This is a genomic window from Streptomyces atroolivaceus, from assembly GCF_000717025.1.
GTDB classification, from domain to species: domain Bacteria; phylum Actinomycetota; class Actinomycetes; order Streptomycetales; family Streptomycetaceae; genus Streptomyces; species Streptomyces atroolivaceus.
In genome coordinates this window covers 458,801-478,221 of the sequence record NZ_JNXG01000003.1, presented here as the reverse complement: position 1 = coordinate 478,221, position 19,421 = coordinate 458,801, and the positions used below count along the sequence as shown (strand labels likewise).

The following is a 19,421-nucleotide window of genomic DNA, read 5'->3' as shown; positions in this document are numbered from 1 at the left end:
GCGTCCGCCTGGCGGACAATGGATTGGACAAGGGAGCCGTGGACATACGCATCATGGACCGGCAATCGTGCCCGTTCGCATCCGTGAGGGAGTTCCAGTGAAGGTCGGAATCGTCGGCGCCACCGGTCAGGTCGGCACAGTCATGCGCAGCATCCTGGCCGAGCGGAAGTTCCCCGTCGCCGAGCTGCGGCTCTTCGCCTCCGCGCGCTCCGCGGGCTCCACGATCGCTTACGAGGGCACGGACATCACGGTCGAGGACGCCTCCACCGCGGACTACACCGGTCTCGACATCGTGCTGTTCTCCGCGGGCGGCGCGACCTCGAAGGCGCTGGCCGAGAAGGTCGCCGCCCAGGGCGCCGTGGTGATCGACAACTCCTCCGCCTGGCGCAAGGACCCCGAGGTCCCGCTGGTGGTCTCCGAGGTCAACGCCCACGCGATCAGGAACCGCCCCAAGGGCATCATCGCCAACCCGAACTGCACCACGATGGCGGCCATGCCCGTGCTGCGCCCCCTGCACCAGGAAGCGCAGCTCGACGCGCTGACCGTCGCCACCTACCAGGCGGTGTCCGGTTCCGGTGTCGCCGGTGTCGCGGAGCTGCACGGCCAGGCGTCCAAGGTCGTCGCCGACGCGGACAAGCTGACGCACGACGGCGGCGCGGTCGACTTCCCCGAGCCGGGCGTGTACAAGCGCCCGATCGCCTTCAACGTTCTGCCGCTGGCCGGTTCGATCGTCGACGACGGTTCGTTCGAGACGGACGAGGAGCAGAAGCTCCGCAACGAGTCCCGCAAGATCCTGGAGATCCCGGAGCTCAAGGTGTCCGGCACCTGTGTCCGGGTCCCGGTCTTCTCCGGCCACTCGCTCCAGATCAACGCCCGCTTCGCCCGCCCGATCAGCGTCGAGCGCGCCTACGAGCTGCTGAAGGACGCCGAGGGCGTCGAGCTCTCCGAGATCCCGACCCCGCTCCAGGCGGCCGGCAAGGACGCCTCCTACGTGGGCCGCATCCGGGCCGACGAGACCGTCGAGCACGGCCTCGCGCTGTTCGTCTCCAACGACAACCTCCGCAAGGGCGCCGCGCTGAACGCGGTGCAGATCGCGGAGCTGGTGGCGGCGGAGCTCAAGGGCTGACACCCACACCACTCGCCACGAAAGGGCGGCCCCCGATGCCCGGGAGCCGCCCTTTCGCATGTCTCACAGGGCGAGGTGACGCCTCAGTGCGGTGTCGATGTCGACCATGCGCTGACGGGGGACGGTGCCGACGCGCCGGAGGAACCGCTCGTGAGCCATGGCACGCACCTGCTCGCACTGCACTTTGGAGTCCTTGGGCAGACCGGACTCGCCCGCCTGCAGCATCACCTGAAAGGGATAGACCCGCGAGGTGTTGGAGGTCAACGGCACCACCGTGACCACTCCTCGCCCGGTCCGGTCCACCACGGCGTTCGCGCCGTCGTTCGAGACGATCACCGAGGGGCGGGCCTTGTCGGCCTCGCCTCCACGCACCGGTTCGTATGCGACCAGGTAGATGTCACCGCGCTTCATCGGTCAACCCGTCCCCGGAGAACCGGTCCCAGAACGCGGCGTCCTCGCTCGCGTCCCACTCCGCGAAAGCCGCCTCGTAGTCGGCTTCCAGGTTGGAGGCGCGCAGAGCCTCGATGGCGGCGTGTATCACCGCCGAGCGGGAGTCCGCCTCGGTCTTCGCGGCGTACTCGTCGACGAAAGCGACATCCTCCTGCGGCAAGCTCACACTGATCTTCATGCCATCCATCCTACCGCGAGTAGGAAGGCTGTGCCCACCCGAATGCTACCGCTCTCGACGCGCCCGCACCTCGAAGTGGAAGCACCCGTACTCCACGGCCCGCACGTGCACCAGCGCCACCTCCGGGTCCGCGAAGGCTTCCGCGAACGCCTCGTCGTACCCCCTCTCCTCGTCGGCCGGGATCTCCAGCAGCCGGCCGCCCACGATCTCGCCCTCCGCGTTGTAGCGCCGGACCGTGCGCAGGGCGCCTGCCCGCGAGAACGGGTAGCCGGCCCGGTCCTCCGACGGGCCCTCGCAGTCGTCGGCGTGGATGAACACCGGCCCCTGCTCGTCGTACGCCCCCGGGCGCGCCCAGGTCTCCGCCGCCCAGCGCCGCAGCGGCGCGTAGGAGACCAGGGCGATCCGCTCCCCCGGCTCGGCGCCGCGCAGGCAGCAGCGCAGGGGGTCGCCGCCTTCCGCGGCCGTGTACGGGACGCAGGGGCGTCCGGCGTCGTCGGCCGTGCGGAGCTCTTTCAGGGTCCCTGGCCCGATGGCCCGTGCCTCGTAGATGGTCATGGTCCGAGGGTGGCCCGGATGCCTGCGCCGGTCCGGCGGAAAACGGACATCGCGCTGCGCCTGCCCCACGTGGAAGGATGACCAAAAACGTCGCATATCAAGGAGATGACCGCGTGCCTGGCACGAATCTGACCCGCGAAGAGGCACAGGAGCGGGCGCGCCTGCTGACCGTGGACGCGTACGAGATCGATCTCGACCTCTCCGGCGCGCAGGAGGGCGGCACCTACCGGTCCGTCACCACCGTGCGCTTCGACTCCGCCGAGGCCGGTGCGGAGACCTTCATCGACCTGGTCGCACCGGCCGTGCACGACATCGTGCTGAACGGCAAGGACCTGGACATCGCCGCCGTGTTCCGGGACTCCCGGATCGCGCTGAAGCACCTCCGGGCCGGCGCCAACGAGCTGAAGGTCGTCGCCGACTGCTCGTACACGAACACCGGCGAGGGCCTGCACCGGTTCGTCGACCCGGTGGACGAACAGGCCTACCTGTACACCCAGTTCGAGGTGCCTGACGCCCGCAGGGTGTTCGCCAGCTTCGAGCAGCCCGACCTCAAGGCGGCCTTCCGGTTCACCGTGAAGGCGCCGCCCGGCTGGACGGTGATCTCCAACTCGCCGACGCCCGAACCCCAGGACGACGTCTGGTCCTTCGAGCCGACACCGCGCATCTCCACCTACATCACGGCCCTGATCGCCGGTCCGTACCACGCGGTGCACAGCAGCTACGAGAAGGACGGCCAGTCCGTGCCGCTCGGCATCTACTGCCGGCCGTCGCTCGCCGAGTACCTCGACGCGGACGAGATCTTCGCGGTCACCCGGCAGGGCTTCGAGTGGTTCCAGGAGAAGTTCGACTACGCGTACCCCTTCGCCAAGTACGACCAGCTCTTCGTACCGGAGTTCAACGCCGGCGCGATGGAGAACGCGGGCGCGGTGACCATCCGCGACCAGTACGTGTTCCGTTCGAAGGTCACGGACGCGGCGTACGAGACGCGCGCCGAGACCATCCTCCACGAGCTGGCCCACATGTGGTTCGGCGACCTGGTCACCATGGAGTGGTGGAACGACCTGTGGCTGAACGAGTCGTTCGCCACGTACACCTCCATCGCGTGCCAGGCGGACGCCGAGGGGTCGAAGTGGCCGCACTCCTGGACCACGTTCGCCAACTCCATGAAGACGTGGGCCTACCGCCAGGACCAGCTGCCCTCGACGCACCCGATCATGGCGGACATCCAGGACCTCGACGACGTCCTGGTGAACTTCGACGGGATCACGTACGCGAAGGGCGCCTCGGTCCTGAAGCAGCTCGTGGCGTACGTCGGCAAGGACGCGTTCTTCCAGGGCGTGCAGGCGTACTTCAAGGCGCACGCGTTCGGGAACACGCGCCTGTCGGACCTGCTGGGCGCGCTGGAGGAGACCTCCGGCCGTGATCTGAAGGCCTGGTCGAAGGCGTGGCTGGAGACGGCCGGCATCAACATCCTGCGCCCGGAGATCGAGACCGACGAGAACGGCCACGTCACCTCGTTCACCGTCCTCCAGGAGGCCCCCGCGCTCCCCGCCGGGGCGAAGGGCGAGCCCACGCTGCGCCCGCACCGGATCGCCATCGGCTGCTACGACCTCGACGCGGCCGGGAAACTGGTCCGCACGGACCGGATCGAGCTGGACGTCGACGGCGAGCGCACCACCGTGCCGTTCCCGTCCGGCACGGCGCGCCCGGCGGTCGTCCTGCTCAACGACGACGACCTCTCGTACGCGAAGGTCCGCCTCGACGAGGAGTCGCTGCGGGTCGTCACCGAGCACCTCGGGGACTTCGCCGAGTCCCTGCCGCGCGCCCTGAGCTGGGCCTCGGCCTGGGACATGACGCGTGACGGCGAGCTGGCGACGCGCGACTACCTGGCGCTGGTCCTCTCCGGGATCGGCAAGGAGTCCGACATCGGCGTGGTCCAGTCGCTGCACCGTCAGGTGAAGCTGGCCCTGGACCTCTACGCCGCCCCGGAATGGCGCGAGGCGGGCCTGAACCAGTGGACCGAGGCGACGCTGGCGCATCTGCGCGCGGCGGAACCGTCCAGTGACCACCAGCTGGCCTGGGCCCGCGCCTTCGCCGCGACGGCGCGCAGCCCGCTCCACCTCGACGTGCTCCAGTCGCTGCTGGACGGCACCCAGGAGATCGAGGGGCTCGCCGTCGACACGGAGCTGCGCTGGGCCTTCGTGCAGCGCCTGGCCGCGACGGGTCTCCTCGACGAGGAGGAGATCGCCGCCGAGTACGAGCGCGACAGGACGGCGGCGGGCGAGCGCCACGCGGCGTCCGCACGCGCGGCCCAGCCCTCCGAGGAGGCGAAGGCCGAGGCGTGGGCATCCGTCGTCGAGTCGGACAAGCTGCCGAACTCCCTGCAGGAGTCGGTCATCGGCGGATTCGTGCAGACCGACCAGCGTGACCTGCTGGCTCCGTACACTGAGAGGTACTTCACGGCCGTCAAGGACGTCTGGGACTCGCGCAGCCACGAGATGGCCCAGCAGATCGCGGTCGGCCTGTACCCCTCGCTCCAGGTCTCGCAGGAGACCCTGGACGCCACGGACGCGTGGCTGGAGTCGGCACGGCCGAGCGCCGCGCTGCGTCGGCTGATGTCGGAGTCCCGGGCGGGCGTGGAGCGCGCGCTGAAGGCTCAGGCGGCTGACGCGGCGGCGGCCACCGCGTAGCGGACCGGCGCACGGACGGTGGGGGCGCTCCCGGTGGGGCGCCCCCTTCGCGTCGGCCGCACGCCCGGCACCTCGCCCCACCGGGCGGGCGACGTCGGCCCGACGCCTTCGTCGGATTCCTGCCGGACCCGACCGTCCTCGCCTGCTGGACTCGGAGCCCGAAGCGGCACCTCCGGCGACAGGACGAATCCATGCCCGCAGTCACCCCGGCCCTGGCCGTTCCCGCCCGTTCACCCGTGGCCGGCTGGCTGGGGGTGGTGTCCGTCATGGTGGGCATCTTCTCCCTGGTCACCACCGAGATCCTGCCGATCGGCCTGCTGACGCCCATCGGCGCCACCTTCGGGATCTCGGACGGCGGCGCGGGTCTGATGATGACCGTGCCCGGCGTGCTGGCCGCCGTCGCCGCCCCCGTCGTGACCGTCGTCACCCGGCGGATCGACCGGCGGGTGATGCTCTGCGCCCTGATGCTCCTGCTGACGGTGGCCGACTTCCTCGCCGCCGCGGCTCCCGCCTACTGGGTCATGATCTCGTCGCGTGTCCTCGTCGGACTGGCCATCGGCGCCTTCTGGTCCATCGGCGCGGGGATCGCGCCACGCCTGGTCCCCCCGCACCAGGTCGGGAGGGCGACCGCGGTGATCTTCTCCGCGGTTCCGCTCGGCTCGGTGATCGGCGTGCCCCTCGGGGTCCTTCTCGGCGACGCCGCCGGGTGGCGCACCGCGTTCACCGCGATGGGGATCCTCACGTCGGTCGTGTGCGGGGCTCTCGTCGTGCTGATGCCTCCGCTGCCGCCGGAGAGCACCACCGGGCTCGGCGTCCTGACCGGCCTGATCGGTGTGGCCCGGATCCGCGCCGGCCTGCTCGTCACGTTCCTCGTCGTACTCGCGCACTTCGGCGCGTACACCTACGTCACGCCCTTCCTGGAGCAGGAGACGCACGCGGGCCCGCGGTTCGTCACCGTGGTGCTGCTCGTCTACGGCACGGCGGGCGTGGTCGGCAACTTCGCCGCGGGCGCGCTGGTGCGGCGCTCACTGCGCGCCACCTTCGGCGTGGCGGCGGGCATGACGGCGGCCTCGACGCTGCTGTTGCCGGTCATCGGAACGGCCGAGGGCGGAGCGGTGGTACTGCTGATCGTCTGGGGACTGGCGTACGGCGCGGTGCCCGTGTGCAGTCAGATGTGGTTCCTGACATCGGCGCCCCGGACGCCCGAAGCGGCGTCCGTGCTGTTCACCTCGTCGTTCCAGGCGACCATCGCGCTCGGCGCGCTGGCGGGCGGAGTCGTGGTGGACGCGGTCTCCCCGGCGGCGGTGATGCTCCTGGGCGGTGCCACCGCGGCCCTCGCGCCGGTGCTGCTGCGGGTGACCGGCGGCCCGTACGGGCGCCCGTACCCATGACCGCCCGGCGGACGGGCGCCGGAGCGCAGCCGTCCGCCGGGCGGGAACCGGGGGGTGAGGGGTTACGCCGCCGACTCCTCGTACCGGCCGGCCAGTTCGGCCGCGCCCGCCTCGGTCAGGGATCCGTGGAGTCGCATCCGGGCCACTCCCCCGTCGGGGTACGTGTCCAGGCGTACGTGGGTGACCACGGCCTCGGTGTCCAGGACGAAGCGGTGCAGGGTGTCGGGCTGGAGCCGGGTGCGGGGAATGATCTCGGACCAATCGCCCGACTCGCCGTCGCGGCCGTGGAGGCTGATCCAGCCGGCCGCGTTGCCCTTCAGGTACGCGGTGTCGATCTCGACCGCCCGTACCGCACCCTGGGCGGGGAGCCGGAAACGCACCCAGTCGTTCGTGTCGCGGACCCTGCGGCGCCGGTTCTCCCAGCCGTCGTCCATCTTGCGGGAGGTGCCCGGCAGGATGATCTGGGCCGGCGAGGAGTAGAAGCGGTCCGAGGCGTCCTCGTACGTGCCGCCGTTCAGGATCGAGATCAGGTCGATCGTGCCCAGCGCCGCGAGCCAGGCCGGGTCGGGGACGACCTCACCGTGGACGCGGAGGCGGGCGATGCCGCCGTCGGGGTGCTGGCAGATCCGCAGATGGGTGTAGCGGCGGCCGCCCGTGATCTCGAAGCCGTTGGCGGCGTGGCCGCGCACGGGGGTCTGCGGGACCAGCTCCTCCCACTTCACGTCGTCGGCGAGAAGCTCCTCCGGCCCGGGGGCGCCTTCCACGGCCGTCGCCTGGACGGAGACGCGCTGGGGGTAGTTGCCGCGGAAGTGGGCGGTGTCGACGACGATGCCGCGGATGATCCCGGGCGTGCCCAGCCGGACGATCGCCCAGTCGTGGTCCTCGGGCGCGGGGAAGGGGTGCTCCGCGTCCGTGCCCCGGCGACGGCGGGTCTCCCAGCCGTCCATGATCTTGCCCTTGTGGCCGAAGCGCTCGGGGTCGAAGACGGCGGGCTCGCGGATCAGGAGGTTCTCCCGCTCGGCGAAGAACTCGTCGTTGGCCGCGATCACACCGGCGCCCAGGCGGCGGTCCGCGAGGTCGACCAGCTCGGTGAAGGGGAAGTCGCCCGCACGGTAGTCGGCGTACGGGTCGCCACCGCCGTAGGGGGCCGCGTCGTTGGCGTGCGGGTCGGTGGAATCGGGCTCCGTCTGGATCTTGTCGGTCGGCATGCGTCCACTGTGCCGCCGGACCACCGATCAGGTCCATCGAAAGTTTCCACACGGTTCATTCAGTTTCGCTTAACGAATGCCCGCTGCCACCTCCTGGAGGGCCGACAGCACCCGTGCGACCGCCGGGCCCCGTTCCGCACCCCGTCGCACCGCCGCCACGACGTGGCGGTACGGCTGGTCCGCCTCCAGGACCCGCATCACGACGCCGTCGCGGGGCCGGTCGGACGCCGAGACCATCCGGGGGACGAGGGCGACCCCCATGCCCGCCCTCACCATGGCGAGGATCGCCGTCCATCCGGCGGCGCTGTGAGCCTGCTCGGGGACGAAGCCCGCGGCCTCGCACGCGGCGGTGGTGATCTCCGACCACGGGCCGGACCCGCCGAAGATCCAGGCCTCCCGGGAGAGGTCCGCCAGCCGCAGGGCGGGCGCCGCGGCGAGAGGGTGAGCGGCGGGCAGTGCCACGTCGAGGGGGTCGGCCAGGAGCGGCAGCAGGGTGAAGCGGGGGTCCCCGGCCGTCGGGGCGTGCGCGGCCAGGGAGAGCGCGAGGTCCACCTCGCCGGCCGACAGCAGCTCGTAGGCCTGGGCCGCCTCCGCCTCGCGTACGCGCACCTGAGGGCCGGGCCTGTCCTCACCGCCCAGGAGCTGCACGGCCGGTACGACGAGGGCGGCCACCGCGGTCGAGAAGGCGCCGACCCGCACCTGCCCGGCCTCACCCCGCAGATAGCCGGTCAGTTCGGCGTCGGCCCGCTCCAGCTGGGCGAACACCGCCTCGGCGTGACGCAGCACCAGATGCGCCGCGTCGGTGAGCCGGACGCGGCGGCCCTGCGCCTCCAGCAGCGGCACGCCGAGCTGCCTGGCCAGGTTGGTGAGCTGCTGCGAGACGGCCGACGGGGTCATGAGAAGGGCTTCGGCCGTGGCTGTGACCGTGCCCCGGTCGCGCAGGGTGCGCAGGATGCGGAGCTTCTTGACGTCCCACTCGGTCATGGCCGAAACCTACCGGGCGTCCGGACATGCCGGTGCGCCGCGCGGTACGTCGTACCGGCGGCGCACGCGTCAGAACGAGGCGGTCAGGCCTGCTTCTTGGACTTGTCGAGGACCATGACGAGTCCCGCGATCACCAGGAACAGGACGATCGGTGCCGCGACGTAGAGACCGAGGGTCTCCATCACGTTCAGGCCCGGGCCCGGGTCGTCGCCGTCGTCGCGGGTCAGCGCGAGAGCGGGGGACGACATGAGCAGCATCATCAGCGTCGTACCGGCCGCGACGGCGCCGGCGCGCATAGCGTTCTTCTTGTCCACGGTGCAAACGTAGCGAACGCCTACGAGGGGCGCGCGCCCGGGGGTGCCGTACGAGCCTCGGCACCGTCCGTCAGGACGGCCATCAGCCTGTGCAGCCGGGGCGACGCGGCGATCTCCTCCAGGGTGACGGGGTGCCCCTCCGCGTCGGCGACCGGCAGGCGCCAGTTGGGGTACTGGTCCCAGGTCCCGGGAAGGTTCTGCGGGCGGCGGTCGCCCACGGTGTCCGGCAGCCAGACCCCGGCCATCCGGGCCGGGGTCCGTAGCAGGAAGCGGTGGACGGCGCGGACGGCCGCCTCCTCGTCGCCGTCGCCCTCGGGGAGCAGCCGGAGACGGGCCAGGTAGCCCAGCCACTCGGCCGTGTCGGCGGCGTCCTCGGCCAGCTCCTGCTCCAGGCCCCGGGTGAGCAGCCCGAGCCGGTGGCGGAGCGTCACGTGCTCGCCCGTCAGCCGGGCGGCGGTGGACGGCAGGTCGTGGGTGGTCGCCGTGGCCACGCAGTCCTCACGCCACTCCTCGGGGGCGAGCGGGCGCCCGGTGCCCGCCCAGTCGCGCTCGAACCAGAGCACGGAGGTGCCGAGCACCCCGCGCCGGGCGAGCGCCTCGCGTACACCGGGCTCGACCGTGCCCAGGTCCTCCCCTATGACGACGGCACCGGCCCGGTGTGCCTCCAGGACGAGGACGGCGAGCATCGCCTCGGCGTCCTGGCTGACGTACGCGCCATCGGTGGGCGGGCGCCCCTCGGGCACCCACCAGAGCCGGAAGAGGCCCATGACGTGGTCGATGCGCAGGGCTCCGGCATGGGCGAGGAGGCCGCGCAGGAGATGGCGGTAGGGCGCGTAGCCGGACGCCGCGAGGGCGTCGGGACGCCAGGGGGGCAGTCCCCAGTCCTGGCCGTGGGCGTTGAACGCGTCGGGCGGCGCGCCGACGGACATGCCGTGCGCGAAGGCGTCCTGCTGGGCCCAGGCGTCGGCGCCGTCGGGGTGGACGCCGACGGCCAGGTCGTGGACGATCCCGACGGTCATTCCGGACTCCCGCGCGGCGCTCTGGGCGGTGGCGAGCTGGGTGTCCGTGAGCCAGGCGAGACGGCAGTGGAAGTCGACCCGGTCCAGCAGGTCCGTGCGGGCCCGGGCGCTCTGCGGGGAGCGGGGGTCGCGCAGCCCGTCGGGCCAGTCGCGCCACCGGGGGCCGTGGACCTCGGCCAGGGCGCACCACAGGGCGTGGTCCTCCAGGGCCTGTCCCTGCTCGGCGAGGAAGTCGCAGTAGGCGGCACGGCGGCCGGGGGTCAGGGGGACCTCGTGGATGAGCTCGAGGGCCTGCTTCTTGAGGTCCCAGACGGCGTCCCGGTCGATCAGCGCGCCCTTGTTCAGCACGGCCTCGCGCAGTGCCGCGGCCTCCTGGCGCAGGTCGTCCAGGGCCGCCCTGCCGGGCTCGGCGACGTGGCCGTACTCCGGGACCGACTCGATGTGCAGATGGACGGGGTCGGGGAAGCGGCGCGAGGAGGGGCGGTACGGGGAGGGGTCGGTCGGCCTGCCGGGCACGGCGGCGTGCAGCGGGTTGACCTGGACGAAACCGCACCCGAGGGCCCGTCCCGCCCAGGCGGCGAGGTCGGCCAGGTCCGCCAGGTCACCCATGCCCCAGGAGCGGGCGGAGAGCATCGAGTAGAGCTGGACGAGGAATCCGTGCGTGCGTGCGGGTGCCTGGGGTACGCGGTCCGGAGCGACGACGAGCGTGGCGGTGGCCTGGCGGCGGTCCGGCGTACGGACGGTCAGCCGGTGGACGCCCAGGGGTGGTCCGGTCCACCAGGAGGGCGTCACCGGCGTGTTCCCGGCCGGGTCCGGTGCCGGGGACGGGAGCACGCGCATGCGCAGGGGCGGCTGCGGTCCGGCGGTCCCCGGCTCGGGGTCGACGGTCAGGACCGCGCCGGGCGGCAGTCCGGTGAGCGCGGCCGGCAGCGGCTCTCCCGACCAGGCGACCACCGTCGGCGGAAGCAGTCGGGAGGCCGCCGCCGATTCGGCTGCGGCGAGTGATCTCCCTACCGCCGCGGGTGTGGCGGCGTCGACGCCCAGCGCGGCGAGCACGGCCGTGACCGTGTCGTCGGGGACGGACACCGTGACATCCGCGGACGGGGAGAAGGAGGTGGCGACGCCGTGCAGTGCGGCGAGCCGGGACAAGCCCATTCAGACTCCTGGGGACTCCATGCCCCCTGCGGTGCCGGGTGCTGTCGGCTCGCTGGTCAGAGGGGCGACGGCGGCGAGCGGTGGCTCGCTCGTGAGAGGTGTGGCGTCGGCGAGCGGAGGCTCGCTGGTGAGCGGCGGCTCGCTGAGGAGCGGCGCACTGTCGGCGAACGCGGGGTCGCCGATCAGATGGGAGACGTCGGCGAGCGGCAGCTCACTGATCATCGGAGGGGTGGTGAGGGTCGGGGACTTCTCGCCTGCCAGCGGATCGGGGCCCGTGGGGCTCGGCACCTGTTTGGAGAGGGCGGAGAGCAGAAGCTGCGCGGAAGCGGGCATGTCGGCCTCCTGGCCGTGGACAACAGGACACAGCAGGCCTACCCAGCGGGCGCGGTAGCAGGCGTGGAAGTGACATAGGCGTTATGACAACGAGCCCAACGTGCCGTGGGTCACACTTCGTTCCCCCGCATGCCGGGTATGGGCTGTTTTCGGCCACTCGTCGAGTCTTCCCCGAACACCCACGCGCCACGCCTCACAACACACCGGGCATTTCCGGCGAAACGGCCACGCGCATTGACACCCCCGCCCCCGGGTGGTGGGCTCGGACGTCACTGCCGGGGCGAGGTCAGACGAAGGAGTACGGCGTGCAGCTCGGGCGCAGGAGGCATGCGACAGCCGTTGCCGTCGCTGTGATCGGCGGGCTGCTCGGCCCGTTCGTTCCGGCCGCCGTCGCGGCCCCCGTCACACCCCCCGGTCCCGCCGCGACCACGCCGGACCGCGCCGGTGACGCGCGGCTGCCCGACGTCTGGCCCCGGCCGCAGTCCATCAAGGCGTCCGGACAGGCCGTCGCCCTGGGGACCGAGGTCACCCTCCTCGCCGGACCGGAGGCCGATCCGTACGCCGTGGAGTCGCTCAGGGCACTCCTGCGCGACGCGGGTGTACGCACGGTGCACGAGGCCCTGCCCGGCAGGGGACCGGTGATCAGGCTCGGCGGCACCGACGCGGGCCGGGCGCTGCGGGCCCTGCGGGCACCTGAGCGCGCCGACCTGCCGTCCGGGGGCTACCGCGTCGGCGTGGGCCGGGTCGAGGACCGTCCCACGGTCGCCCTGGACGGCGTCGGTGAGGACGGCCTGTTCCACGGGGTCCAGACCCTGCGCCAGCTCGTCGGGAGCGGCACCGTCGCCGGGGTGGTCGTCCGCGACTGGCCGGGAACCGCCGTGCGCGGGACGGCCGAGGGCTTCTACGGGCAGCCGTGGACCCGCGAGGAGCGGCTCGCCCAGCTCGGCTTCATGGGGCGTACGAAGCAGAACCGCTACCTCTACGCGGCCGGCGACGACCCCTACCGGCAGGCCCGCTGGCGCGAGCCCTACCCCGCCGGCGAGCGCGCGGACTTCCGTGCACTGGCGGAGAAGGCGCGGGCCGAGCACGTGACCCTCGGCTGGGCCGTCTCGCCCGGGCAGGCCATGTGCATGGCTTCCGACGAGGACGTGCGCGCACTGACCCGGAAGACCGACGCGATGTGGGCACTGGGGGTGCGGGCCTTCCAGCTGCAGTTCCAGGACGTCAGCTACAGCGAGTGGCACTGCGACCTCGACGCGGAGACGTTCGGCAGCGGACCGGAGGCGGCGGCCAGGGCGCAGGCCCGGGTCGCGAGCGCGCTCGCCCGGCACCTCGCGGACCGGCATCCGGAGGCGGAGCCCCTGTCGGTGATGCCGACCGAGTTCTACCAGGACGGCGCCACCGACTACCGCACGGCGCTCGCCGCGGAGCTGGACGACCGTGTGCAGGTGGCCTGGACCGGCGTCGGGGTCGTACCGAAGACGATCACCGGGCGCGAGCTGGCCGGCGCGCGGGCGGCCTTCCGCCGCCCGCTGGTCACCATGGACAACTACCCGGTCAACGACTACGCGCAGGACCGCATCTTCCTCGGCCCGTACACCGGCCGCGACCCCGCGGTGGCAGGCGGGTCGGCGGCGCTGCTCGCCAACGCCATGGAGCAGCCCTCGGCGTCCAGGATCCCGCTGTTCACGGCAGCGGACTTCGCCTGGAACCCGAAGGGCTACCGGCCGCAGGAGTCCTGGCAGGCGGCGATGGACGACCTGGCGGACGGCGACCCGGCCGCCCGGTCTGCCCTGGGGGCCCTGGCGGGCAACAGCGCCACCTCGCTGCTGGGCGGGGACGAGTCCGCGTACCTCCGGCCGCTGCTGACCGCGTTCTGGACGTCACGCGCGGCCGCGGACACGCAGGACGCGGCGGTCCGCGACAAGGCGGCACGTGAGCTGCGCGCCGCCTTCGGTGTGATGCGGCAGGCCCCGGAGAAGCTGAAGGCGACCGCGAGCGGCCGGCTCCAGGACGAGGTGCGGCCGTGGACCGGGCAGCTGGCCCGGTACGGCGAGGCGGGCGAGCTCGCCGTCGACCTGCTGCGGGCGCAGGAACGCGGCGACGGGGCGGCGGCGTGGAAGGCGCAGCTGGCCCTCGAGTCGCTGCGCAAGAAGATCGGGTCGAGCACGGCGACGGTCGGCGAGGGTGTCCTGGACCCGTTCCTCGACCGGGTCGTTGAGGAGGCCGGCGCCTGGAACGGCACGGACCGCGACGCGGGGACGGTGAGCCGGGACGCGCACAGCCACACGCTCCGGCTCGACCGCGCCCGCCCGCTGGAGGCCGTCACCACGCTGACCCGGCCGGGTGACGGGTCAGCGGCCTCGGTGCTGGAGGCCCACGTCCCGGGCGAGGGATGGCGCCGCCTCGGCCCCCTGTCCGCGGAGGGCTGGACACAGACGGCGGTGAAGGGACTGCGGGTGGACGCGCTGCGGGTCACCGACCCGTCCGCCCGCCCGGTCCTCGTGAGCCCCCCGGCCCCGGGCATCCCGGGCACGCCCCCGACCTCGGAGACCCCTGACGTGCGGGCGCTCGTCCCGTGGTTCGGTGACGAGCCGGCGGCCCGGCTCGCGCTCGTCCGGGACCGGACGGACGCCGTGATCGGCGGCGGTCCGCAGCGGATCGAGGCCCGGCTGGCCGGAGGGCGCCCCGGCAAGGTGAAGGGGACGCTCACCGCGAAGGCGCCCAAGGGCATCGAGGTGACCCTGCCGGAGCAGACGACGGTGACGCGAGGCTCCCGCACCGACGTCCCCGTGGACATCACCGTGCCGGACGGCACCCCGGCCGGTGAGTACGAGGTACCGCTGCGCTTCGAGGGCGAGGAGAGCACGCTGACCGTACGTGCGTTCCCACGCACGGCGGGCCCCGATCTGGCGCGTACCGCCGAGGCGTCCTCGTCCGGCGACGAGACCCCCGACTTCCCGGCGGCGGCGGCCTCCGACGGCGACCCGGAGACCCGCTGGTCCTCACCCGTGGAGGACGGCGCCTGGTGGCAGGCCGAGCTGCCCGGACCGGTCCGCCTGGGCCAGGTCGTGCTGCGGTGGCAGGACGCCTACGCCTCCCGCTACCGCGTGCAGGTCTCGTCGGACGGCCGTACCTGGCGCACGGCGGCCACCGTGCGCGAGGGCCGGGGCGGGCGCGAGTCGGTCCGGATGGACGCGAAGGACACCCGGTTCATCCGGGTCCAGGGCGACGGCCGCGCCACGCAGTACGGCTACTCGCTCTGGTCGGTCGAGGCCTACGCCGTCGCCGGAGGGGACCAGGAGGCCCCCTGAGGGCCCGGAGAACGCGGAAGGCCCGGTTCCTCAGGCGGAGACGCCGTCGATCCGGGCCATCACGTCGTCCGCGCCGAACGGCTGCAAGTAGGGCAGCCAGCGCGGATCCCGGTGTCCGGTTCCGATGATCCGCCAGGCGAGACCGCTGGGCGGCGCCGGCTCGTGCCGCAGCCGCCACCCCAGCTCGGGCAGATGGCGGTCCGCCTTGACGTGGTTGCAGCGGCGGCATGCCGCCACCACGTTGTCCCAGGCGTGCCGCCCGCCGCGGCTGCGCGGGATGACGTGGTCGACGCTGGTCGCGGCGGCCCCGCAGTACATGCAGCGACCGCCGTCCCTCGCGAAGAGTGCCCGGCGGGTGAGCGGGACGGGCCCTCGGTAGGGGACCCGTACGAACCGCTTGAGGCGGACGACGCTGGGCGCCGGCACGGCACGGGTGGCACTGTGCATGAAGGCGCCGGACTCCTCGAGGCAGATGGCCTTGTTCTCGAGGACGAGGACGAGCGCGCGGCGGAGAGGTACGACGCCGAGCGGCTCGTACGAAGCGTTGAGAACCAGGACGTGCGGCACGGTGGATGCCTCCTTGTACGCCGGCGACGCGTGGCTCGCGCCGGGACGATCCGATCTCAGTCTCTCCTCATGCCTGGTCCGAGCGCCACCACGTGCGGGTAACGGGCCGGAAGGATTTTTCTCACCACGCGAGGGCCCGCACGGCCCCCACGCACCGGAACAGGTGCTTCCGCGGGCCGGCCGGGGGCCCTGTGGGATCGGCCACACCCCCCGCGCCCCTTGGTGAGACGTGTCTCTCCCTCATCGACGGCAACGAACCACTCCCCCCGCTTCGTTACTGTGGTTGGTCTGCCGTCGCCCCACCTGGAGGTCCCCGTCGTGTCCCTGTCCGCCCTCTTGACCGCGACTCCGTCACCCGGTGCCGCGGGCTCGCTGGACGAAGCCGCCGAGCGGGCCGGGAACGCCGCAGGCTGGGTCGAGGAGAACTGGTCCACCTGGCTGAACACCGGGCTTCGCATCATCCTCATCGCCGCCATCGCGATCGTGCTGCGCTACCTGATCCGGCGTGCCCTGACCAACCTCATCGACCGGATGAACCGCAGCGCCCAGGCGGTGGAGGGCACTGCCCTCGGCGGCCTGCTGGTCAACGCGGAACGCCGCCGCCAGCGCTCCGAGGCCATCGGTTCCGTGCTCCGCTCGGTCACCTCGTTCCTCATCCTCGGCACCGCGGCCCTGATGATCCTGGGAGCCTTCCAGATCAACCTGGCTCCGCTGCTGGCGTCCGCCGGGGTCGCCGGTGTGGCGCTGGGCTTCGGCGCGCGCAACCTCGTCACCGACTTCCTCTCCGGCGTCTTCATGATCCTCGAGGACCAGTACGGCGTCGGTGACACGGTCGACGCGGGTGTCGCCTCCGGCGAGGTCATCGAGGTCGGTCTGCGGGTCACCAAACTGCGCGGCGACAACGGCGAGATCTGGTACGTCCGCAACGGTGAGGTGAAGCGGATCGGCAACCTCAGTCAGGGCTGGTCCACGGCCGGGGTCGACGTCACGGTCCGCCCGACGGAGGACCTCGACCTGGTCCGCAAGACGATCGCCGAGGCCGGCGAGACCATGACCAAGGAAGAGCCCTGGTCGGAGCGGCTGTGGGGCCCGGTGGAGATCCTCGGCCTCGACGCGGTGCTGCTCGACTCCATGACCGTACGGGTCACCGCGAAGACCATGCCCGGCAAGTCGCTGGGCGTCGAGCGCGAGCTGCGCTGGCGGATCAAGCAGGCCCTCGACGCGGCCGGCATCCGGATGATCGGCCCCCTCCCCCTCCAGACCGACGGGGAGTCCACCGCCGACCCGACGGCGGCCATGGCTGCCCCCTCGGCGTACGCGTCGGCGACGTCACCGCAGTCGCTGGCGGCGACCCCGATACCGCCGCCGAACCTGTCCAAGTGACCGGTCGCGCACAGCGCCCCCGCAGGTAACGCTTTGGTTGCCTCGGGGGCGCTTCCCATTGACGGCTCCGTCACACCGTCCTACCTTCCTCTCATCGATAGGAAAGTTTACTAACAGAAGGCGGGCGTCGCTCATGGCCGGAACCACACCCGGTACCCCCCGCGTTCTGCGCGCCATGAACGACCGGGCGGCGCTCGATCTCCTGGTGAGCCAGGGGCCCCTCACCCGCACGCGCATCGGCGAGCTGACCGGGCTCTCCAAGCCCACCGCCTCCCAGCTCCTGGCGAGGCTGGAGGACGCGGGCCTGGTGCGCTCGACAGGCAGCCAGAGCGGGCGTCCCGGGCCCAATGCCGTGCTCTACGAGATCAACCCGGCCGCCGCCCACGTCGCGGCGCTCTCCGTCGGCCCCACCGGCATAGACGCCGTGGTCGCCGACATCACCGGCACCGTGGTCGGCTCCTGCCGCGTGGAGGCCGACGCCGTCGCGGAGGACGTACGCCACCGCACCGCGCAGCTCGTCGCCGAGGCCGTGGACGGCGCTCTGCGTCCGACCGGTCTCGGACACGACGACCTCGACGGCGTGGTGGTGGGAACACCGGGCGCGATCGACCCGCACACCGGACAGCTGCGCTACGCGCCCCATCTGCCCGGCTGGCACTCCCGCACCCTGCTCGCCGACCTCGCCGAGGTGGTCGGCAGACCGGTCGTCATCGAGAACGACGTGAATCTCGCGGCCGTGGCGGAACAGTACGAGGGCGTGGCCCAGGACCACGACCACTTCGTGCTCGTCTGGCTCGACGAGGGCGTGGGCGCCGCGATCGTGCTGGGCGGCACCCTCCTGCGCGGCGCCACGGGAGGCGCCGGGGAGATCGGCTACATGCCGCTGCCCGGCGCCCCGCTCGCCCGCGGCGGCGCGGCCGACTGGGCGGGCCCCGACGCGGGCGGCGGCTTCCAGAGCCAGGTCTCCTGCCCCGCCGTCCGCGACCTGGCCGGAGGCAGGTCCCTGCCGGATGCCCTCGCCGACGAAGCCGTCCGCGCCGAGGTCGCGCGCAGACTGGCCGTCGGCCTCGCCTCCGTGGTCGCCGTGATCGATCCCGAACTGGTCGTCCTCTCCGGACTCGTGGCCCAGGCCGGCGGGGAGGAGCTCCGCGAGCGGGTCGAGGCCGAGATGACCGGTCTGGCGCTGCCGAGGCCGCTGCTCCGCATCAGCGACATCGAGGGCGATCCGATACTGACCGGCGCGTTGCGGACCGCCCTCGCACAGGCGCGCGACAGCGTCTTCGACACAGCCTGACCACGCGTCTTCCCTGCCGTGCCGCCCGTCCGTGGCGGTGCGTACGGCACCCCCATGCCCCGTGAGCCTCTCCCCCGCTCCCCCGTCCCCTCCCCGCGAAGGAAGTCCGCCATGGCGCTCCGGCGCATTCGCACCCGCGTGCCCCTGGCGCTCGGCGCAGCCGTGTTGCTGCTGTCCGGGTGCGCCAATCCGAGTACCGGAAGCAATACCGACGACCCCACGAAGCCGGTCACGCTGAAGTTCTGGCACGGCTGGTCGGCCCCCGGCGAGGTCGAGGCGATCAACGAGAACATCGCCCGGTTCGAGAAGCTCCACCCCAACATCGACGTCGTCCCCACCGGCAACGTGAGTGACGAGACGATCAACCAGGCCCTGCGCGCCGGGGGCGGCGACGCACCCGACGTCGTCACGTCCTTCACCACCAACAACGTCGGGCAGTACTGCTCGTCGGGCATGTGGGTGGATCTCGACCCCTTCATGAAGAAGAGCGGGATCGACAAGGCGGAGGTCTTCCCCAAGACCCTGCTGGACTACACGCGGTACGAGGGCGTCCAGTGCGCGACACCCCTGCTCGCCGACGCCTTCGGCATGTACTACAACAAGGACGTCTTCGAGGCGGCGGGCATCACCCGGCCGCCGCGCACCATGTCCGAGATGAAGGCCGCCGCGGTCAAGCTGACGCAGAAGAACGAGGACGGCTCGCTGAAGCGCGCCGGCTTCATGCCGAACTTCCAGCTCTACCAGAACTCCCCCGACCGGATGTTCGCGCAGTGGGGGCCGGAGTACTTCGACGACGAGGGCAAGGCGAAGCTCGCCGACGAGCCCCGGACCGAGGACTTCTTCACCACCCTGCGCGAACTCAGCGACGCGCAGGGCGGATACGCCGCCCTGGAGCGGCTCCGCGCCCGCTTCGGTGACGAGATGTCGTCCCAGAACGCCTTCCTCACCGGGAAGCTGGCCATGCACCTGGACGGGGAGTGGCGCGGGCTGATGCTGGAGGAGGCCGGGGCCGGCTTCGACTGGGCGGTCGCCCCGCTGCCGGTCCCCGACGACCAGGCCGACACCTACGGACGCGGATACCTGACCGGCACCGTGGCCGGCATCGCGCACAGCAGCCGGCACCAGAACGCGGCGTGGGAGCTGGTGAGGTACCTGACGATCGACACCGAGGCGGTCGTCCACTTCGCCAACGCGATCCACAACGTGCCGTCCACGTTCGACGCGCTCGAATCGCCCGACCTGGACGCCGATCCGGCCTTCCGCGCCTTCATCGAGATCGCGCAGAACCCGCACAGCCAGGCCGTTCCGCCCTCGAACAACGGTGGTCAGTACATCACCTCGTTCGGCGACTTCTCGCACTCCGTCGAGGCGGGCAGGACGAAGGACCTGCACCGTGCCCTGAAGGAACTCGACGAACAGATCGACGCCGACAACGTCCAGTCGGAGAACTGAGGAGCCGA

16 protein-coding genes are annotated in these 19,421 nt (G+C 72.2%); 7 read left to right on the top strand and 9 right to left on the bottom strand.

Going from position 1 to position 19,421, the window contains the following annotated elements:
- The first annotated feature begins 97 nt into the window (after window positions 1-97).
- Complete coding sequence (locus OO67_RS11220) at window positions 98-1,126, top strand: aspartate-semialdehyde dehydrogenase (RefSeq protein ID WP_033299352.1); 1,029 nt, start codon at window positions 98-100, stop codon at window positions 1,124-1,126.
- A gap of 63 nt (window positions 1,127-1,189) precedes the next feature.
- Here the strand turns inward: OO67_RS11220 and OO67_RS11215 are convergent, their stop codons facing one another.
- The 3 genes from OO67_RS11215 to OO67_RS11205 are packed head-to-tail and all read right to left on the bottom strand — an operon-like array spanning window position 1,190 to window position 2,309.
- The gene (locus tag OO67_RS11215) at window positions 1,190-1,537 is read right to left on the bottom strand and encodes a type II toxin-antitoxin system PemK/MazF family toxin (protein WP_033299351.1); all 348 of its coding nucleotides are present in this window, start codon (window positions 1,535-1,537) and stop codon (window positions 1,190-1,192) included.
- Window positions 1,524-1,754 carry a ribbon-helix-helix domain-containing protein gene (locus OO67_RS11210; protein ID WP_033299349.1) on the bottom strand — a complete coding sequence of 77 codons (231 nt, stop codon included), beginning with the start codon at window positions 1,752-1,754 and terminating at the stop codon, window positions 1,524-1,526. Before OO67_RS11210 ends, OO67_RS11215 begins: the two co-directional genes overlap by 14 nt.
- 45 nt (window positions 1,755-1,799) lie before the next feature.
- A complete protein-coding gene (locus tag OO67_RS11205; RefSeq protein WP_033299347.1) occupies window positions 1,800-2,309 on the bottom strand; it encodes a DUF1203 domain-containing protein in 510 nt (169 codons plus the stop codon).
- 113 nt (window positions 2,310-2,422) lie between these two features.
- Here OO67_RS11205 and pepN point away from each other — a divergent pair, with 113 nt between their 5' ends.
- Entirely contained in the window at window positions 2,423-4,999 is a 2,577-nt protein-coding gene (gene pepN / locus OO67_RS11200; protein ID WP_033299345.1) for an aminopeptidase N, read from the top strand.
- 191 nt (window positions 5,000-5,190) lie between these two features.
- On the top strand, window positions 5,191-6,390 hold the full coding sequence (locus tag OO67_RS11195; protein WP_033299343.1) for an MFS transporter: 1,200 nt from the start codon (window positions 5,191-5,193) through the stop codon (window positions 6,388-6,390).
- 62 nt (window positions 6,391-6,452) lie between these two features.
- Here OO67_RS11195 and alc read toward each other — a convergent pair whose 3' ends face one another.
- The 5 genes from alc to OO67_RS11170 form a co-directional block, all read right to left on the bottom strand.
- Window positions 6,453-7,598, bottom strand: coding sequence for an allantoicase (gene alc, locus OO67_RS11190; protein WP_033299341.1), 1,146 nt, complete (start codon window positions 7,596-7,598; stop codon window positions 6,453-6,455).
- Window positions 7,599-7,667: 69 nt separating this feature from the next.
- On the bottom strand, window positions 7,668-8,582 hold the full coding sequence (locus tag OO67_RS11185) for a LysR family transcriptional regulator (protein WP_033299339.1): 915 nt from the start codon (window positions 8,580-8,582) through the stop codon (window positions 7,668-7,670).
- An 83-nt stretch (window positions 8,583-8,665) separates the two neighbouring features.
- Window positions 8,666-8,896 carry a hypothetical protein gene (locus tag OO67_RS11180; RefSeq protein ID WP_244300127.1) on the bottom strand — a complete coding sequence of 77 codons (231 nt, stop codon included), beginning with the start codon at window positions 8,894-8,896 and terminating at the stop codon, window positions 8,666-8,668.
- Between the two features lie 20 nt (window positions 8,897-8,916).
- A complete protein-coding gene (gene malQ, locus OO67_RS11175; protein WP_033299337.1) occupies window positions 8,917-11,070 on the bottom strand; it encodes a 4-alpha-glucanotransferase in 2,154 nt (717 codons plus the stop codon).
- Entirely contained in the window at window positions 11,071-11,403 is a 333-nt protein-coding gene (locus OO67_RS11170; RefSeq protein WP_033299335.1) for a hypothetical protein, read from the bottom strand. It abuts the gene before it with no gap.
- A gap of 305 nt (window positions 11,404-11,708) precedes the next feature.
- Here OO67_RS11170 and OO67_RS11165 point away from each other — a divergent pair, with 305 nt between their 5' ends.
- The gene (locus OO67_RS11165) at window positions 11,709-14,717 is read left to right on the top strand and encodes a beta-N-acetylglucosaminidase domain-containing protein (protein ID WP_033299333.1); all 3,009 of its coding nucleotides are present in this window, start codon (window positions 11,709-11,711) and stop codon (window positions 14,715-14,717) included.
- A gap of 30 nt (window positions 14,718-14,747) precedes the next feature.
- On the opposite strand, the gene OO67_RS11160 is transcribed toward OO67_RS11165, so the two are convergent.
- Window positions 14,748-15,284: an HNH endonuclease gene (locus tag OO67_RS11160; RefSeq protein WP_033299331.1), complete on the bottom strand. Its 537-nt coding sequence runs from the start codon at window positions 15,282-15,284 to the stop codon at window positions 14,748-14,750.
- Window positions 15,285-15,602: 318 nt separating this feature from the next.
- Here OO67_RS11160 and OO67_RS11155 point away from each other — a divergent pair, with 318 nt between their 5' ends.
- The 3 genes from OO67_RS11155 (at window position 15,603) to OO67_RS11145 (ending at window position 19,413) form a co-directional block, all read left to right on the top strand.
- The gene (locus tag OO67_RS11155; protein ID WP_033299330.1) at window positions 15,603-16,667 is read left to right on the top strand and encodes a mechanosensitive ion channel family protein; all 1,065 of its coding nucleotides are present in this window, start codon (window positions 15,603-15,605) and stop codon (window positions 16,665-16,667) included.
- A 133-nt stretch (window positions 16,668-16,800) separates the two neighbouring features.
- On the top strand, window positions 16,801-17,961 hold the full coding sequence (locus tag OO67_RS11150; protein WP_033299328.1) for an ROK family transcriptional regulator: 1,161 nt from the start codon (window positions 16,801-16,803) through the stop codon (window positions 17,959-17,961).
- 111 nt (window positions 17,962-18,072) lie between these two features.
- Entirely contained in the window at window positions 18,073-19,413 is a 1,341-nt protein-coding gene (locus OO67_RS11145) for an ABC transporter substrate-binding protein (protein ID WP_033299327.1), read from the top strand.
- Window positions 19,414-19,421 lie beyond the last annotated feature (8 nt).

What these genes read in the sequence shown, in the direction of transcription:
- malQ (WP_033299337.1), bottom strand. Translation starts at nt 11,070, where the DNA reads ATGGGCTTGTCCCGGCTCGCCGCACTGCACGGCGTCGCCACCTCCTTC.
- OO67_RS11210 (WP_033299349.1), bottom strand. Translation starts at nt 1,754, where the DNA reads ATGAAGATCAGTGTGAGCTTGCCGCAGGAGGATGTCGCTTTCGTCGAC.
- OO67_RS11150 (WP_033299328.1), top strand. Translation starts at nt 16,801, where the DNA reads ATGGCCGGAACCACACCCGGTACCCCCCGCGTTCTGCGCGCCATGAAC.
- OO67_RS11145 (WP_033299327.1), top strand. Translation starts at nt 18,073, where the DNA reads ATGGCGCTCCGGCGCATTCGCACCCGCGTGCCCCTGGCGCTCGGCGCA.
- OO67_RS11185 (WP_033299339.1), bottom strand. Translation starts at nt 8,582, where the DNA reads ATGACCGAGTGGGACGTCAAGAAGCTCCGCATCCTGCGCACCCTGCGC.
- OO67_RS11215 (WP_033299351.1), bottom strand. Translation starts at nt 1,537, where the DNA reads ATGAAGCGCGGTGACATCTACCTGGTCGCATACGAACCGGTGCGTGGA.
- OO67_RS11205 (WP_033299347.1), bottom strand. Translation starts at nt 2,309, where the DNA reads ATGACCATCTACGAGGCACGGGCCATCGGGCCAGGGACCCTGAAAGAG.
- OO67_RS11170 (WP_033299335.1), bottom strand. Translation starts at nt 11,403, where the DNA reads ATGCCCGCTTCCGCGCAGCTTCTGCTCTCCGCCCTCTCCAAACAGGTG.
- alc (WP_033299341.1), bottom strand. Translation starts at nt 7,598, where the DNA reads ATGCCGACCGACAAGATCCAGACGGAGCCCGATTCCACCGACCCGCAC.
- OO67_RS11195 (WP_033299343.1), top strand. Translation starts at nt 5,191, where the DNA reads ATGCCCGCAGTCACCCCGGCCCTGGCCGTTCCCGCCCGTTCACCCGTG.